The 17,419-nt window shown below is 43.4% G+C and carries 16 protein-coding genes; 3 read left to right on the forward strand and 13 right to left on the reverse strand.

Features of this window, described 5'->3' with window-relative positions; genetic code table 11:
• Positions 1-2: 2 nt before the first annotated feature.
• From ACXAGP_RS04520 to ACXAGP_RS04540, 5 genes are all read right to left on the reverse strand, one after another.
• A complete protein-coding gene (locus ACXAGP_RS04520; RefSeq protein WP_475259817.1) occupies positions 3-503 on the reverse strand; it encodes a glycine-rich domain-containing protein in 501 nt (166 codons plus the stop codon).
• A 24-nt stretch (positions 504-527) separates the two neighbouring features.
• Complete coding sequence (locus tag ACXAGP_RS04525) at positions 528-1,214, reverse strand: hypothetical protein (protein ID WP_475259818.1); 687 nt, start codon at positions 1,212-1,214, stop codon at positions 528-530.
• Between the two features lie 46 nt (positions 1,215-1,260).
• Positions 1,261-2,013 (reverse strand): DNA/RNA non-specific endonuclease, encoded by a 753-nt coding sequence (locus tag ACXAGP_RS04530; RefSeq protein WP_475259819.1) that lies wholly within the window; start codon positions 2,011-2,013, stop codon positions 1,261-1,263.
• A gap of 93 nt (positions 2,014-2,106) precedes the next feature.
• Positions 2,107-2,316 carry a hypothetical protein gene (locus ACXAGP_RS04535; protein ID WP_338290728.1) on the reverse strand — a complete coding sequence of 70 codons (210 nt, stop codon included), beginning with the start codon at positions 2,314-2,316 and terminating at the stop codon, positions 2,107-2,109.
• 281 nt (positions 2,317-2,597) lie between these two features.
• Positions 2,598-2,972 (reverse strand): winged helix-turn-helix transcriptional regulator, encoded by a 375-nt coding sequence (locus tag ACXAGP_RS04540; protein WP_475259820.1) that lies wholly within the window; start codon positions 2,970-2,972, stop codon positions 2,598-2,600.
• A 153-nt stretch (positions 2,973-3,125) separates the two neighbouring features.
• Between ACXAGP_RS04540 and ACXAGP_RS04545 the strand changes: the two genes are divergently transcribed.
• Positions 3,126-3,668: a nuclear transport factor 2 family protein gene (locus ACXAGP_RS04545; RefSeq protein ID WP_475259821.1), complete on the forward strand. Its 543-nt coding sequence runs from the start codon at positions 3,126-3,128 to the stop codon at positions 3,666-3,668.
• Between the two features lie 143 nt (positions 3,669-3,811).
• Here the strand turns inward: ACXAGP_RS04545 and ACXAGP_RS04550 are convergent, their stop codons facing one another.
• On the reverse strand, positions 3,812-6,064 hold the full coding sequence (locus ACXAGP_RS04550) for a hypothetical protein (protein WP_475259822.1): 2,253 nt from the start codon (positions 6,062-6,064) through the stop codon (positions 3,812-3,814).
• 407 nt (positions 6,065-6,471) lie between these two features.
• On the opposite strand from ACXAGP_RS04550, the gene ACXAGP_RS04555 reads away from it, so the two are divergent.
• On the forward strand, positions 6,472-7,542 hold the full coding sequence (locus ACXAGP_RS04555; RefSeq protein WP_475259823.1) for a hypothetical protein: 1,071 nt from the start codon (positions 6,472-6,474) through the stop codon (positions 7,540-7,542).
• Between the two features lie 44 nt (positions 7,543-7,586).
• On the opposite strand, the gene ACXAGP_RS04560 is transcribed toward ACXAGP_RS04555, so the two are convergent.
• The 7 genes from ACXAGP_RS04560 to ACXAGP_RS04590 all read right to left on the reverse strand — a co-directional run bounded on the left by ACXAGP_RS04560 (position 7,587) and on the right by ACXAGP_RS04590 (position 15,980).
• Positions 7,587-8,537, reverse strand: coding sequence for a hypothetical protein (locus ACXAGP_RS04560; protein ID WP_475259824.1), 951 nt, complete (start codon positions 8,535-8,537; stop codon positions 7,587-7,589).
• Positions 8,534-9,601 carry a VWA domain-containing protein gene (locus ACXAGP_RS04565; RefSeq protein ID WP_475259825.1) on the reverse strand — a complete coding sequence of 356 codons (1,068 nt, stop codon included), beginning with the start codon at positions 9,599-9,601 and terminating at the stop codon, positions 8,534-8,536. The genes ACXAGP_RS04560 and ACXAGP_RS04565 overlap by 4 nt, the downstream gene beginning before the upstream one ends.
• Before the next feature lie 5 nt (positions 9,602-9,606).
• Positions 9,607-10,380 (reverse strand): MotA/TolQ/ExbB proton channel family protein, encoded by a 774-nt coding sequence (locus ACXAGP_RS04570; protein ID WP_475259826.1) that lies wholly within the window; start codon positions 10,378-10,380, stop codon positions 9,607-9,609.
• Between the two features lie 139 nt (positions 10,381-10,519).
• Complete coding sequence (locus tag ACXAGP_RS04575) at positions 10,520-12,505, reverse strand: SUMF1/EgtB/PvdO family nonheme iron enzyme (protein ID WP_475259827.1); 1,986 nt, start codon at positions 12,503-12,505, stop codon at positions 10,520-10,522.
• Positions 12,506-12,524: 19 nt separating this feature from the next.
• Positions 12,525-13,979: a hypothetical protein gene (locus tag ACXAGP_RS04580; protein WP_475259828.1), complete on the reverse strand. Its 1,455-nt coding sequence runs from the start codon at positions 13,977-13,979 to the stop codon at positions 12,525-12,527.
• 66 nt (positions 13,980-14,045) lie between these two features.
• Positions 14,046-15,332: a hypothetical protein gene (locus ACXAGP_RS04585; RefSeq protein ID WP_475259829.1), complete on the reverse strand. Its 1,287-nt coding sequence runs from the start codon at positions 15,330-15,332 to the stop codon at positions 14,046-14,048.
• A 30-nt stretch (positions 15,333-15,362) separates the two neighbouring features.
• Positions 15,363-15,980, reverse strand: coding sequence for a hypothetical protein (locus ACXAGP_RS04590; protein WP_475259830.1), 618 nt, complete (start codon positions 15,978-15,980; stop codon positions 15,363-15,365).
• 418 nt (positions 15,981-16,398) lie between these two features.
• On the opposite strand from ACXAGP_RS04590, the gene ylqF reads away from it, so the two are divergent.
• A complete protein-coding gene (gene ylqF / locus ACXAGP_RS04595) occupies positions 16,399-17,400 on the forward strand; it encodes a ribosome biogenesis GTPase YlqF (RefSeq protein ID WP_475259831.1) in 1,002 nt (333 codons plus the stop codon).
• The last annotated feature ends 19 nt before the right edge of the window (positions 17,401-17,419 follow it).

The raw sequence follows: 17,419 nt of genomic DNA on the forward strand, positions 1-17,419 counted from the left end.
GATTACTTTCTGCGCAGCGCCAGTATATTTTCACGTGAGTAGATTTCAGGGTACTCGTGATACCAACGGATAAAAGTTTCCTTACCTAAGATGTCAAAGATCAATTCGTATTGTTTGCGCTTGCGCAACATGCGGTCTTTTTTTGATTCAGCGCGTTGTTTAGCTGCTTCAGCTGCTGTAGTTGGAGCATGGTGAATGTAGCGACCGAAATAACGATGGCAAAAACTAAAATAGTCCCCGGTATAAAGAATGAAGGTGTGCCAGACCTCGTCGATGATCAACATGGCATTGTCAATATTACGCGAATTTTTGGTGTCTGGGTGGCAGCAGTACCAAAGCCATTTTACCCCTTCTTTAAATAACTCTTGTGCCGTTTCTTGCGTTATATCAAGGGCCTTTCGCAGGCCATCTACAACATTTTGATTTTCATATTGCAGGACCTCTTGCAAATCTGGAAATGGCTTTAAGTCCTGTACTTTTTGTGCTGATGCATTGACTTGCATTGTTTACCTCTGCGCGTTTAACCACTAAAAATAAACGGGCGAAATGTGCTGTTGTTGCCCTTCGCCCTGTGCCTTAAAAAAATAAAAATGAAGTGTTTTCCGGTGCCCTTCCCCTGACCAATGCCCGCCGTGCCATGAGTTTCGAACTCTCGGCATAAAAACGCCCGCATTGGGCTCAAAAGGCAGGGCAGAGACAGCCGAAAGCGTATCGTTTTTCTGCTTGCTATAAAGTTGAGTGCCTTGTGAAAACGTCAACTCATCACTGTGCAGATAAACAACCATTACTGCGAGCTTAAAGGCCTGATCAATGTGCGGCGCCATGGTGTAAGGCAAACTCTCATTGACCAATCGCACTCCCAGTTTTATCTCTGACAGGTGTATACCGGGAAATAAACGCCAGTGCTCAAAATACTGAATTGCCTGCTTTTTTATATCTGTTGCCTGTTGATGAACTGCATGCCAAAAAGACAACCAGAAATCCGCTGCCCTCTGATTTGATATTTGTTGCTGAAGGCGTTCATTTAAAAACAGATGGTGCCGGATCCCTTTGTCCCGAGCACCTTTGTCCGCCAGAAACATATCTTGTTGTTGCGGAAAAAACTGCAACATGTCCTGATGCAAATCAGCGGGTAAAACAGCGCTTAACTGCGAATGCAAAAAAGGAGCGCGATGCGTCCGGGCACCTTTAAAGGCAGCACAAAACCAATCCATAACACTATCCTTGAACTAAAAAATAAAAACTGTGCAGTGCCTTTACTTAATCGAGTAATGCAACTTTTTTACTTTCGAGCACATGTTCTATTTCGTCATCCAACCTTTTCAACAAATTGATACCCGCTTTTTCCTCTATCTCATCAATACTGACCTGATAGTGTTGTAAATTGTCATTGATGATATCGCGATGATTAGGTATCAAATAAGCGAACGCCTCATTGCTGGCAGGTAAATAAAACACCTTCCACAAGTGGCTCGGAACGGCAATACCATTCTGGCCGAAATATTCATCAATAATTTGATAAATACCACCTGAGGAAACGTGAACGATTGAGTATTTTTTAAATAGATGGACTTCTTTTTGGTTTAATTTAAACCAAAGTGCCTGTGCTGATTCTGATCTCACGGGAACAACGCCAAACATGGCAAATGTTTGCGCTTTTGCCAGAGTACTAAACTCTATGGTGTCGGGGTTAGCCAGCTGCGCGATGTACCAGTTAGAACCGTTGAATTCTTCAGGCTCAGCCTGGTAAGCCAGAGGGATGTTCTGGTTAGTGCGAAAGGTATAATTTTTTTGAGTCTTATCCTTTAAAGCATTGGGTGACAGGTCTTTTAATTGCAGTTGATATGAAACCCAATCCGGTGCTCTATTTTGATAGTTGTATCCTACGGCAAATCCTTTACCACAGAATAAATGATCACTACTTTTGGGTATCCCCATTGCCAAATGAGAACAGGCAAAAGCAAATTCAGAAGAAAATATTAAAGCAATAATAATCAATATTTTTTTATGCATAATAAAAACACAAAATCTAAATTTTTAATGAATGAAGCTATAAAAGCCAGTGCGCGCTACTGACTTTGCTTCCTTAAAGTAGCTAACAGAGCCCTAGTTGCTCCAGCGACCACACCAGTCAGCGCAATCGTCCAGGCCACAGGTTTCAACCCAATCCGAGCAGTTGTCGTTGCAGCCACCAGTGCAACTTCCGTCACATCCAGTAGGCTCACCACAATTACCTCCGGCTACATTTTTAAGTAGCGCTGAGTCGATAAGTTCAACTTTGGACTGCTCCATCAGTTGTTCTTTTACGTTTTCCATTTATATTTCCTTTAAACACTCAAAAAATAGATTTTTCAGTACATCTATACAGATTCAATATCAAAATATTTGACACCTCAACTGGACAGACCACATGAAAATAGCACAATGAAGAATTGAGATCTAGCGGTAATTTTTTTCAACTATTGTCGAGAAAGGAAGCCTTAAAATGGATGGCAGGAATGTATTTGCGCACACAATGGGTTGTGTGCCGCATCACACAGTTTGATATGAAGAGTGTTTTGGGTTTTGCACCAGGCCAAATCAAATAGAAAAATTACTCACTCTGCTGCATCATAGGCGGCACGAGCTTGTTTAATATTATCATGATGATCGTCGGCCCAGGAGACCAGCTGATAAAGGGGCTTCACTATCTCCCTACCCATTTCTGTCAGCTCGTATTCCACCCTGACAGGTACCTCGGGAAATACTGTTCGATTCACGTAACCTTCGCGCTCAAGATCCCTTAATGTTTGAGTCAGCATGCGCTGTGATATGCCCACGATACGAGACTTCAAAGAATTGAAACGATCCTCACCATCCACCAGCGCAAATAAAATTAACATCGACCATTTATCGCCAATTTGGGCGATCACATTGCGGATCGGGCAATCTTCGTTGTTATGGAATACTCGTCGCTCATTTTTTTCTGCCACTACCTTTATCTCCTAAATATGATTTTCGCTGGCCATAGGTTACCAAAATGTAACTTACCTCTGTTTTTGTGCCTAATTGCAAGCCAATTATTTATATCTTAACATAGTATACATTAGTAACTAGCATTAATTATTTATACCTTGGAGAGCCCCATGTTAAAATCTGTATTTACAATCGCGCTGCTATTGATGAGCGCTGCATTATCGGCACAAAACAACGACACACCCACAATTAACTTGCACGCATTACAAAAATCAAACTGGTCTGCCGAAGAACGGAAAAACGTTAATACCGTAGCGGATTTTGTGCAGAACTTAATGAATAACCACAACTTTGACTACATCCTTAAAAACTATAACGATAGTGCTTACGTGCAGCACAATCGCAACCTGCCGGACAAAATCACCGGGCTTGTAGGCTTTTTACAGGAGTTTGTCAGCGATTACCCGGGCTATTCCTACGATGTAAAACATATTTATGTAGATGGCGACCGGGTGATATTCCATTCCCATGCAACTTTAAAAAAAGAACACAGGGGCAATGATCAAAAAGGTATGAACATTGTTGATATTTGGCGCCTTGAAGATGGCCGGATCGTAGAGCACTGGGACTCAATTCAAGCGCTGGACAGCTTTATGCGCTTTTATGCCTTAATGAGTGGCGGCAATATTGAAAATGACAACGGGGTGTTTTAGTCGCTTTATTTACGAAGAGATAAATATATCGGAAGCGAGCAGCTACTCGCTTCCAAAACTTTCTTTCTCATTGAGGCACAACCACTTCGCAAATTAGTTCACTGAGTAGTCATGCCAAACATTAAAGCCCGGATATCACTGGCTTATTGCATTTTCCACACAACGTCCTGTTGTTCACCGTCTTTGGTAAATTCAAATTTTACCGAAACAGAAACGCCTTCAGACAGGTCAGCCAATTCAGTTGCACAAAGCGTGACATAGTTGGCAAAGAACCGATTGTAGAAGGCGTGCTCGCCCATATCATCAAACAGGTTGAAAGCTGAACGCAAGACTTTATAGGAGCCCCCCTGCTGGTAAGCCAGGTTTAAATTGTCAAATCCCTTGCAAAGTTTCTTAACGTCGGTGAGCAAATCAGGGTGCGTCTGAAGAACGCCAGCAATGGTTTGCGACTTCACACCGAATTTGCGCCAATCTCGTTCTTTTCTGGCTAACTTTTTATAGCCCATTGACTTTAGCAGCTTGAATGCGGCGTTGGCCATTTCATCGGGAGAATCTAATCTCTCTTCCAACCAGGCCTGAAACAATAAATCGTACATGTCGATACGATCAGCCAGCAATGTTCTGTCAGGTAATATTTTTCTATTGATTGGCAGCGCAGCAGCCAATGATTCAGATAGCTTTTCTTGATCGAAATGCGCCATGAGAGGTAATAACGCGATAAACGCGTCATGTTCCACATTGAGCATTTTCACTATTTTAATATCGCTGGCACCATCAAATATCTCCTGCAACTGTGCCTCTGCTTCTTCCAGTTCTCTGGCTGGTATTTGTCCCCACACGGCCAAATCGTCTAATACATATTCAACTTCTCTTTTATCCAACCGCGCTTCTTCTTGCTCGTGCACCAGAGTCAGCCCCAACGTAAACTCGTCGAGTGAAGGTTCTGCATCGGGAGAATAATGCTCCATCTCGGCATCGAAACTAATATAGTAATTTCGTTTATCACCCCACTTATCCTTATAGCCCCGCATACCAATAGTTGAGAGCTTTACATTGCCAAACTTGTTTTGGTTTTCAATGGTTTTAAACGAATAACTATTTCGACTCATTGCAGACCACGAGCCAAAGCCTAAATTAAAACCCCAGGAATACTTGATATTCGTAGTGGTTTGGTAAAAGAAGCGCGATATAGTGATATCACTGTCGTCGGCGGATTGTGTAACCTTCGATATGTCCCCAAACAACGCTCTCTGGTGAACTTTATTCAGACCTTGGTCTGTCAATTTTGCCTCTACCAAAGACTGATTTGATGAAGTACGCGAGTACTCAAAGGCAAAACTCAGCTTGGCTTTAGCTTCTGCGATTTTTTCAATTTTCTGCAACACATCTTTTTTGATCGCTTCGATTTTTGCCTTCAAATCAGACAATTCATCATTAATGGCATCCAGGCCCAAACGCTCAATTAACTTTTCAGCCACTTTTTTCAAGTTGTCGTCTAAGTCATCCAGACTAGTGGCTTCTTCGATAGCTTTGACCCTATCAAGAGCTTCGTCAAAAATGCCTGTTAATAAAGCGCCATAGGCTTTTTTGAATGCATCTTCATCCTGCCATCCCGCCACCAATTGCGCGGTTATGGAAGAATTAAGACTAAAACTGGAAGATTTTTTGATAGCTAACTGTATATGACCAGGATCGTCATTAGACCTGGAAAAGACAACTTTAAATCCGCCCGAGAGAGCCACGTTTATACTGGCGGACAAAGAGGCGTCTATTTTGATATTTAATAATTCCCCCTGATCCAGCCAGCGACTAAATACAGAGATATTCTGCGCAACTATGTCGGACCACTTAAAACTCGCATTGGCCTTGATGGTGCCGTTTGTATCCATTACGACCGCTTCGTTCTCTTTTAAAGCACGGACATCATCGATATTAAAGATTAGTGGCGTAGTGACCACGTCGGAAATAACCGCGCTACCAAGCTTGTCTTCTGGCTCGTGGCAGCGATAAGCTGACAATGAAAGACCGGCATCGACATCGATGCCAATATCTAGATCGGCAAGAGATTGCGCTGCATTACCTTTTAATTGTGCATCCGCAGAGTATTTCAGCCAGCAAGAGTCTTTGGAATACTGGATAGCGGCGACTAAGTCGGTATCATCCGGCTTTTTACTTTTGTCACCTAAAATTCCATCAGCATCTTTATCGTCTTTGGCATTAAACAATTCCACATCAGCTGCGCCGACGATACTGCCTTTGGCGTCTCCAATACTAAACGGAATGGTATGGGTCAGGTCGTTGATATAAGGAAGATCTGTGCCGTTATAATCTTCCAATGGCTCAAGAACAGGGCCAATGGCCTCTTTTAGTCCTTTGATATCCAATTCAATAGTCATAATAAAGTCCTTTGTTTCCGTACCCCGGATATGCAGAGTGCTTTTGTAACTGCTTTCGCCCCCATCCAAGGATGTGATTGAGATAGTTTGACCGAAAAACTTTCCAGCCCGAATGGCGGGAAAGCTAGCCTTCAATATAGTCAGAATACTAAAACACACAAAGGTTCGTTATTATCCATGTTACAAATTATTTCATGGCATATATTGCCATACTTGTTAAATATATCATTGAAATACATATAAAAAATCTGAGGATACAAGCACTCACCAAAGAAGAATCTAAACAACCAAAATATTTGAAAATTATTTTCACTAAATTCAGTAGGATTGTCTATTATTGTAGATTACAATTCATACAAAAATGTACATATCAGCCACTGGTACTCATTGCTTACAGGGAGTTACAGATGAAGTTAGCGACAATTTTTCTAATATTGTTTTCTGTTTCACTTTGTTTCACATCTTTTGAATCGGAAGCTGTGGCGCCTGTGGTGGTAAAAAAAATAGTCAAGTCGAAGGCAGGGAAGCAAGCAGCCAAAAATATCGCTAAAAAAGCCTGTAAGGGTCAATCAAAACAAAAGTGTTTAAAAAAACTGTCGCAAGGGGTTAAAGACAAAGCTCAAGAACTTGTCAAAGGAAAAACAAAGAATAGCTCTCTTAATAAAAACCTTTCTTTTCCTAGGGAGCAAATAGCAAGCCGTTCTGAAGGATTGAAGAAACAACTTTCGAAACTTAGTAAAAAAGACAGAAAGACAGCATTGAAAGAGATTGAAAAATGTAGCGGATTATCAAAAACACAATGCAATAAGCTAGTTAAAGAGGTGCTGAATGCCCGCAACTTGTCCGATAAAGGAATGAGGTCAACTAAGGAGCTAACTTCAATACGAAATAAATCTCGAAAGATGGCAAATGAAGATCTTTTCCAACAAAAAATCAAAAGACATACATACAAAGGAAAAGAAACCCAAGCAAGGGCTGTGACCAAAAAAGCTATGGGAAAGTGTAAAAGTAAGAAAAAGAGCGCTGAAGACTGTAAACATGAGGTATATGGAGCATTGGTGGACTCAGGAACTATAAAACCTTTCTTCCTAAAAAAATCATCTAGAGCATCGAAATTAGAATTGCCAAAAAGTCACCAAAATACTGTCATCGGAAAAGTTGATCATCTAACACCACACAAATTAAAACCAAACGAAAAGTCATTACTAAGTAAATTACCAAACCAACACAGTGCCAAAGAAAACTGGAGACAAAACTCCATGGTTCTCCGCAACGCAATGAGAAGTAAAAAACCAATAAGAGATGCTTCCAGGCTTTTTGGCAAAGAACATAAAAAAATAAAGGGTTCATTTACCAATGCAGAAAGAAACTTACTTAGAGTCAAAGGTTGGCAGTTTGATAAAAATACTGGATATTGGTGCAAGCCTCCAGAAGTCCTATGCCCTAAAGCGGCTAAAATGATACGAATCAAGAACTAAAACTGGCGCAAAGATCCCACTTTCCTCTAGAATTTAACATCCTTTCAAGGCGCCAAAAAAGTCCCGTCATTTTGCCTGGCCACTTCTCGCATCAAGGTGGAAAATTTCAACACAGTACCGCCCAACCTCATACCGCGAGGTTTAAAGCCGACACCGTGAATTCTGGCGATTTTCTTGCCGGTGCGCTTGTTGGTATTGAGATCGTTTATCAGCTTCAGCGTGGCATCATACGAGCCGCCTGTGTAGTCATCACCAAATACATAGAGCGCTAGCGAGCCCGCTTTGCTTTTGTAACTGCGCAGAGCTATCTCTATGCCCTCCACAGGTGAACTGCTGGAAGAGCCATTCCAGCGACGCATAGCGCTGAGCACACCATTTCTTTGCGATGGGGTATCATTACGCCAGGAGCCCGGAGCACTGCGCCCAAGTATCTCACCATTGTCCGACATTACCTGAAATCCTTTCACTTGCGGATGGCTATTTAACACCTCATTCATGGTGCGAAGTACTTTGTCCCATAAATCCTTCATACTGCCAGACGTATCGACAATAAATATAACCCAGTCACTATCAACCGGTATGCCCCCCACTTCGTCATCTCGTTCTGTCGCCCTGCCCACGTTGATAGCCGCTCTTTGTTGCTCAACTCGAGTCACCTGAAGGCCAGATGCCTGATCCGTTAACTGTTGAATATTATCTTGAGCCCGGGCAATTTCAGCCTCTAGCGCATCTGCCTCGTCGGCGTTACTGGCAGAGTTGGCTGCAGCCTTTGCTAACTCTTGAAGCTGATCAGACATCGCCCCTTGCAGTTCATTGACACTTTGTTCCGCCGCAGACAAGGCTTGGATGAGATCTGCAATTTGATTGGCATCGTTAAATTCTCCCTCATCACCATTTTTAGCTAACAGTATCAGCATTACCACAGCGCCAAAGGCGCATGAGATGATATCCAGAAAAGACAGACTAAAAACTTCAATTGGTGCGCGTTTTTTCATGGCCAGGTTCCTGCCGGACTTATCATTAAACCACCCGTGAGATCGGCCCAATTCCAATAGGCCGCCGGCGCTTGGGAATCCCCTTCCAAAGGTAGAAGTACAATATTGGTTCTAACGCCTTTGGGTAGCGCGTTATTTAGCGTGTGTGTGAACAACCACATACGACATTCGCCAGTAATAGTTGTTGCCCCTGAATTGGGTTGGCAATTTCGATTGCCGCGAAATCCGCTGCCTGCGTCTAACAGGGTAGGTAGACCATCGGTGATCACATAGAGATCCGTCATATCGGGCATGTTCTTCTTGATGGCCTTCAATCCTTGCATCAGATTGGTACCATTTGCAGGTACTAATTTGTCTATGTCTTTCGCCAATTCCTGCATCGATGAACCTATCTTAGCGCTGTTGACTGGACGTAGCCCCAACACCTGATGACTGTCGTTAAAAGCGACAACCGTAACTTTGGCGGTTTCAGGTAAACGTGCAATCATCCATTTGGCGATGCGTTTTGTTCGCTGCCATTTGGGGCCCTGCAGTTTTTTATTGTCGTCGCCGATCTTACGTTTGATAATTTCAATGAGCTTTTCATCCGTCATAGATGCGCTCATATCGAGTAATATGCCTATTTGTTTGCCTTCAACTTTCAGTCCCAGTAGATATTCCTCTTCACCACTACCATCAATTTTGATGGGATCGTCAGCCTGTTTTGGCGCCGCTGCAGCGATAGACTGTTGCAGGTTGGCCACCACCGCTTTTTGATCCGCCAAAGCTCTGGAAACGGCATCTTGCTGTACCTTTAACTCTTCTATTTGGGTTTCCAACTCCTCAGATTTCGCAGTCTCCATGGCAATTTTGTCATTGATTTCGTCAAGACTCTTGTTCATCTGACTGGCCTGGCTTTCCGTAGCCGCTAACTCTTTTTTGAGGCGCTCTATTTCCTCACTGGGCACTGCGGTGTTAGCCGTGAATTTCACCAGAATCAGGATCAGAATTACCGCACCAAGACCACAAGCCATGACGTCCAGGAACGCAACGTTAAATCCGTCTTCTTTGCGTTTTTCTGCCATAAATTTTACTTGTGTAAATGTGTCAGTAAGTGGGTTTCACAGTTCTTGCGAGTCTTGATTACCATTTGTTCCTGACGATTATTTAAATTGTGCAGCACATACATCAAAATGATGGAAATAACCAAAGACACCAAAGTTGAATTGAAAGCCACTCCCAGTTTATCCACCATACCGGATATGTCTCCGGCTACAGCTTCTTCAGCTTTGGCCAAGGCTGAACCGATCCCCCTAACAGTGCCAATAAAACCAATACTGGGGATTGCCCAAATAAAATAGCGAATCATGCTATTGCCCGATTCCAATTGCTCAGCCAGAGACTCAACACTGTCCCGGATTGCGTCCGCTGCATGCTGAACTTGTCCTGTATTTTTGTATCTACGCAAACAATTTATCCAGGTAGACATGGAGCTTGTTTCGCAGAACTCACTTTTTTCCAAGCCATCAAGTGCTTCAGCAACATCTAAAGGTTCGTTTTTATCATAGGTATCCAGATAATCGATGGTGTGCAATGTCTCTTGCCTGACCAGGTGTCGATATTTGTAGTACATCAACCCCAGACAATAAAACCCAAGAGTGATACAAATCTGTTGTTCCGGATCTTTCAGGATCACCCAGATGTTGGTTGTGGCACCCGCCCCTTGAGCGCCAATTGCAGCTTCAGCCAAGGGAAGGATGACCCCCTGATAAAAGAAATGCACCAGCGCAGTAAGACCGAGAAAAGACAGCAATTGCAACATCGGGCTGGGGTTCATATTGGCATCATGCTTGATGTTATTCATCACTGTCTCCTTAAATATCAATTGGCAAAGTGGCGGGCGCATCAAGGCTCACTTTTACAGCCGCAACAGCGGTGAATCCAATTGCAATCAACAAGATTGTCCAAATCATTCTTTTTTTCATCTTTCTATGTCCCTTTAACTACTCATATCTGGCAATGCGAAAACCGATGGTATCAGCGCTTTCCTCAGAAAAATCCCGCTTTGCAGCACGCAACTCTTTTAATCGACCAGACTTAAAATGAGCCCCTTTAACCACGTTTTGCAGCCCTCGAGTGGGTCCCAAATAATCTTTGTGAGTGATTGCTGTATTGGGCGGTGTGTTGGTGTATAAATCGTGTACCCATTCACTGACATTGCCAGCGAGATCAAATAACCCCGCGCGCTCTTGTTTATAACTGCCAACAGGCGCTTTACCCACAAAACCATCGTTGTAACCTTTTAAGATAAGAGCTTGAGAGCCTTGGATAGATTGGTCTCCAAAATTTCCTATCTCGTTCGGGATGCGCTCTGTATTGCCCCAAACATAAGTTGTCTCTTTGGCACGCTTGGCTTTTTTAGCCAGCCATTCCCATTCGGCTTCGGTAGGTAAACGGTAGCCCTTAGAGGCAGCGTCAATGCCCGAAAGCCGTCCGTTTTCGATCTGATAAAAGTGCGTCAACCCCTCGTTTTCACTTAACCAGTTACAGTACATTGCTGCATCGAGCCAAGTCACATCTGTAATCGGCAATGAAGTATTATCTCGACCGCTATCATAGGCCCTGTATTGTGCCTCTGTTATCTCATGACGCGACACCCAGAACTGTTTGCTAAAGGTTACTTTAAGAGGGTATTCATTACGGCTACGGCCCTGTTCACCGGGCGCTGACCCCATAGTAAAAGCAGTGCCACGAAACTTAACCATGTCAATACCAAGGCCAGAAACAAATAGCGGCAGTCCTCCCTGACGTCGAGCTTCAAATTCAGTCAGCATGTCTGCATTAACGGTCAGCGTTTGTTTTCCTTTCGGCGTAACTGTTTTTTGCACGGTTCGAAAACCGTCAGCGACAAAATCGAACTTAATGGGGAGAGCTTGCGCTTCAATTGTCAGCGGTGTAGTACCTATGGGTTGACCATCAGCCAACACCATTGCTGGATGGCTGGCTTCCAGAATTACTTCACCAATTTCGGGTTGCAATGCAAAGCTGATGGATTTGTGCTCACCGGGTTGTAGCTCGATAGTTCGACTCATGCTGTAAAATCCGGGGACGGCATACTGGATAAGATGCTCTCTTCCTGACTCTACGAGTACTTGTCCCAAAACTTCCGTACTGCCATTGATGGTCAGCAAGCCCGACTCAGGTTCAGCATTAATTGTGAGCATGCCTTTTTCTGGGGCCAATTGATATTCACGCGTTGGGATTTTATTGAGGTTGGTTAACTCTACAGTATCGGTAACTGCTTCATACCCTTGTAGCTCCAGCCTGAAATTATATGCACCTCCCTCAGCATCTAATTGCAAAGGAGTTTGCCCGTAAAGTTCATCATCGACAAAAACGTTTGCCCCCGCAGGCTCAGAGTTCAAGGTGATGACGCCTTCTATTGGCTCAAGCGTTACATCTAACTCTTGCTCAAGCCCTCTCTCTAATACCACGGAGGTAACAAAAGGTGCGTAATACGGATTGTCTACCAGAATTTCATATTCGCCCGGTGCTAAGCTAGATTCCAATTGCTGTCCAACACTATTGAGAACGCCTTCGACATACCAGGAAGTGTCACCATCGGCAACATTAACACTGGCGAACAATGTTGCAGGACTGGGCTTCAGAACAACTTCGATATTACTACTAGTGTTAGCCGAAATGGCCACTGTTTCGGGTTCAAATCTGTCAGCGCTAACTACAATTTTAGCGTCCGTGCCAATTAAATAGACTTTGTTCCCAGAAACATAACCACTGCCTTCAACAAGTGTTACTTTACTCGTACTTACAGCTGCTTCTGGTCCCGTTAAAATGACAAAACCTTTAACCAGTAGTAGCCAAAACAAAAAACCAAGGACAACAACCAACCCCATGGCTCTACTGATATAGTGGAAGTTCACATCACTTTTTTGTGCTTTTTTTAGTCTTTCATCAAGGGCACTACTCATTTATTCTTTTCCATTGTGCTCAAATTTTTTCGTTGCAAACCAGATGTATGGTTTCATCACTTTGCCCGGGAGATAAGTTCACTTCCAACATTTTGCTGCGATAGCCATCTCGACTCGCTTCAAGAATATAATTACCAGGTGTTAGTGAAACAGTTTTCTTTTTGGTTTTACCAATAATGCCTTTCCCTTTGACAATAATATGAGTGCGATTATCTGAAATAACTGTGAGTGCAACAGTGGACTCCATGTCTCTGATCAAGGCTCCTAATCTTTTAACTTCCTGTGCCACAGTGGCAGACCTTGTCATCAGAGGGACAGACTTTTTTAAGACCGTTTTTGCCGCGTCTCGAATATTACTATCGGTAAGACGTTGCGGACGGTTAGAGTAGCTCTTCAAAGTTTTAAGGGTACTTAATATGTCTGTAGCGGAAGCATTTAGTTGGTTTAACGAGGCATTTTCAGGAAAAATCGCCAGCGCTTGGTTTGTATAATCCCGCACCTGCTGCCAGTCATCTTCTTGAGCGAGTACGTTGGCAACTTCAAGGGCTTCATCAAGTGTTTGTTGCAGTGCAATTGTATCAAGTTCCTCGCGAAGCCCTAACACAGCTTGGTCGTTGGGAGATATTTGCGCAGCTTCTGAATATGCTCTCTCAGCCGCAGCATAATCTTCCAGCATCAACGCGTTTTGCGCGGCCTGCAGTTTTGATTTCAACGTTTGTTCTTGCAACGCACTTTGCGCAGCATCCAGCAGGGGTGATAAATCAGTTCTCAGGGGGTCCAGCGCCAATGCTTGACTCAAAGCGAGCACTTGCTTTTCCAGGTCGTTTTCCACCAAGCCCACTTTATACTGATTGATAAACTCTTTCACATCGCTATAGGCATTAATACGGGATTGCAGCGCTTTAACAGACTCTGCTTCGGGTTGGATTTCTGCCGCTTTTTGAAGATTAATGCTTGCCAGATTGATTCGTTCTTCATCAAAAGCGGTCTGGGCAGAAGCCAGGGTATCAGTGAAAGCGGCTTGCCAGTCAGCTACTAGTTTTGAAACTTTGCTTTCTAGTTGAGTCAGAGCATGTTGAGCTTGAACATATTTTCCCTGGGCGAAATACACTAAGACTTCTTCTTTGTCCGCCAACAATTGAGCCACGGGAACTTTCGCCCATGCCTTTAATGCGGGAGCGTCGAGATAAGGTTGTAGTGATTGTTCAAACTCCGCAAGGGCGGCTTTAAATTCGTTCCGTGCAGTCTCAGTGTCGATGGACTCAGGTAAAGTTTGAGCTGTTTCTGTATGTTCAGTCGCATCAGAAGCGGTATTGATATTACTTATATAACTGGACAGAAAATACAAGGCAGCAGCCCCAACAAGCACACCAGACATTAAGAGCATCGATTTAACTCTGTTGTCGTTGTCAGCTTTGGTGAGCAATTTTATTTTTTCGTCCTGAGGGAGGGACTTTTCCTGTTCCTGATCCATGCTTTATTCTTTAATCCGTCAAGTAGAGACAGGCAACATGAGGTTGCCTGTCTGGATATACCTATTTTATAGATACTCTGAAGGCGTAGATTCTAAGTCATATATGTTTTTCAGGTGTGCCTTCCATTGTTCGTATTGTTCAGATGCAGTGCCAGTAAGCTCCACCGTATTATCATTAAACTCCATAACAGTTGGGCTTAAAGATAAATCCAACCCTTGACCTTGTTCATCAAGAATTTCACTGTGAACTTTCATATCACTATTGGCTTTGAACGAATCAGCAATAAGTTTTACAGAACCAATCGCCGCCGCCGCAGTTGCAATATTCCCAGCTGTTGAACTGCTATTTTTACCTAAAACAGCACCGAGAATACCAAGCCCAACGCCAATTGCAGCTTTAGTATTGCGTTCTTCTTCTGCTTCGCGACGAGCCACAGCATCTGGTAAGGTTTCTTTCTGCCAGGTTCTGTAAGCCGTCAGCGTATTAGCGTCAAAAACCTCATATTGATTCTGCAACTGATCTACAAAAAGTTGATCTTGAGCTTTCAGAGCTCCGATCCGCGACAGCATTTTGTTGCCATCAGCAGGGAGTGCAACCAGCTCATGCTTGTAGTACTGGACTTTGTTCTTTCTCTTTAGAGATGTACTCACATACCGGTTGAACTCTTCTGGAGAATAATATTGAGCATAACGAACTAAAGTGGTGTCCTTAATTTGTTTTTTAGATTCATCAGGCATTGCAATAATCAAATCGTAAACATAGTCACTGATTTGAGTAAATACTGGAGCATAAGGATTTTTTTCGCTGTTTTCCTGGTCGCGGAAGAAATATTTAGAAACGCGATGTTCAAAAGTTTTTTGCCCTAGAATTTCCCCTGAGCTGTCCATCACCGTTGTTTCTATTTCAATGGTTTCACTATCAGACTCTAACACCGTACCAAGTACAAAAACGTCAGCTGTAGTGTTTGCATTCGGAACAACACTGACAACACCAAAGGACTTTGTCTTTTCCAACGCTTTTTTAGTTTGGATTGCAAATCGTTTTGCTTCGGCTCTCCTCAGTTGAGGCCAAATATCTAGCTCTCCCAACTCGTCATAATCAATCTGACCAGTATTATCCAGCGGGAACCCCGGATTAAATACAGGAATAGCAACATCCAGATAAATATCTGAATTATAGGCATAGGTTCTCTGTACGGGGCCCGAGTTCATCGTAGAGCCAGGCCCCACCATTAAGGGCCCAGATTGGGTCTTAGCAGTTGTTCCACAGCCACTCAATACAATGGCAGCTGAACAAACAACCACCGAAATAGACTTATTAATGTTGGCCAGGAAGCCTCTTTTTATGTTCATTAGTGAATTCTCCTTTACCTTGTTAATTTTTTATTCTCCACACTCCATATCTTCATACTGTTTGATCAAACCTGCTTTTTCGCTTTGATCAGTCGAAGAAGATATTTCGTCCCAGAGCAACATACATACAATATTGTCATTGTCCTTAGGGGGGATTATTTGATTCTTTGCTCCCGCGCCTGAAGCTTGAGGAGTTGTCTGGGTTGCATATCCATTACTTGTAGAATTTTCTGAATCAACTTCCTGGCCTTCACTTTGCTGACCTTCCTGCCCAGGGGGTTGCCCTTCAGCATTGTCCGAACCTTGCCCTTCTTCACCGGAGGTTTCACCGCTACCGTCCGCCTCAGAACCGGCTCCTGCTCCAGAGCCAGAACCAGCGCCGCCACCTCCACCAGAAGCCGCCATTTGAGTTTGCACCTTATTAATGCACTTCGAAAATTTGTCTATTGAATTGTTGAGAGAAAGTTCAAGGAGGGCAATTTTTTCTTCTTTGGTCATGGTTTCAGGATCAATATCTTCCAACTCGACACCAGTACAATCATAAGCAGCGCCTTTTTGATATGTACTGGTTTGCGCCTGCGCTGATACGCTAAAAAAACAAAGCGCTGCTACAAAGCAAGATATTGTCGTTTTCAAATTTTTACACATCCTTAAAACCCAAAGAGGGCGAAATTGTCTTCACTTTTTAGCAAAGAGAAATATTTAGTTCAAGTGTAACTTTTTGTGTCATTAAAAATTAACACATGAAAATTATCTGATTCTTCAATGAAAAATCACCTAATTTTAAAAAATTCAGGCGGAATAAAATATTTAAGCTCATGTTTTACCTAAAAATATAGATAAACCCGGATCTTAAATACTATTAATCACTGGCAGATAGAGCCCAAAATTTATCTACCTTAAATAATTTAAAATAAAACTAACATTAAAAACTCATGGATTTCTGTGTGGTGCATAAACGCCAACCGAAACAGCACTGAATGTCTGTTAATTGCTGAACCCGATGTGCCATGAACGCCGCAATACAGTAGAATACGCGTTAATTCAGATTTAATGGGAAGCAAACGTGGCGTTACAGTGGTTTCCGGGGCATATGCACAAGGCCCTGAAAGAGATTAAAGAGTCGTTGAGTCAGGTGGATATCCTGATTGAGGTATTGGACGCCCGTATCCCTTATTCCAGTGAAAACCCTGAGATCGCCAAAATCCGTGGTGATAAGCCCTGTCTGAAAATCCTCAATAAGTTTGATCTAGCGGATCCTGACATTACCCGGCAATGGCAAGACGAGCTGGAAAGTCAGCGCGGTGTTTTCACTATTACCACATCCAACGAGAAACCTGCCGAAAGCAAACAAATTCTGGGACTGATTCGCAAGCACTGCGCAGCAAAGGATGCCTCGGTAAAATCCATTAATGCCATGATCACCGGCATTCCCAATGTGGGTAAATCCACCCTGATTAATATCCTGGCGGACCGCATTATTGCTAAAACTGGCAACGAGCCTGCGGTCACTAAGAGCCAGCAGCGAATCAATCTGGGCAGTGGTATCGTGCTGTTTGATACCCCCGGCGTATTATGGCCGAAGGTGGAAAACCCCAACTCTATCTATCGCCTTGCCGCCTCAGGAGCCGTGAAAAATACCGCTATGGAATATGATGATGTGGGCTTTTTTGCCGCCGACTATCTGATTAAGGCCTATCCGGCGCTTTTACAAGATCGCTATAAACTGGACGAAATAGCTGATACCGAAATTGAGTTTCTGGAAGCCGCAGCGAGACAGCGCGGGGCGATCATGGCAGGTGGCCGGGTTAATCTACACAAGATCTGCGAAATCCTACTCACCGAACTGCAATCAGGCAAACTGGGTCGTATTAGCCTGGAAACCCCTGAGATGGTAGCTCGAGAAAAACTCGAGATGATAGCCGAATCAGAGAAAAAAGCGGCTGCCAAAGCCAAGCGCAAGCAGCGTTTTAAAGAGGGTTCGTTAACGCCGGATAAGCGGGATCGCAAAGAAAAACGTACCGAAAAACGCGAAGCGCAAAGCCAGCGTATGAAAAGAAATAAGTAACCCTTATTGCAGCCGGGCA

Source organism: Planctobacterium sp. AWM4_229 (genome assembly GCF_056160305.1).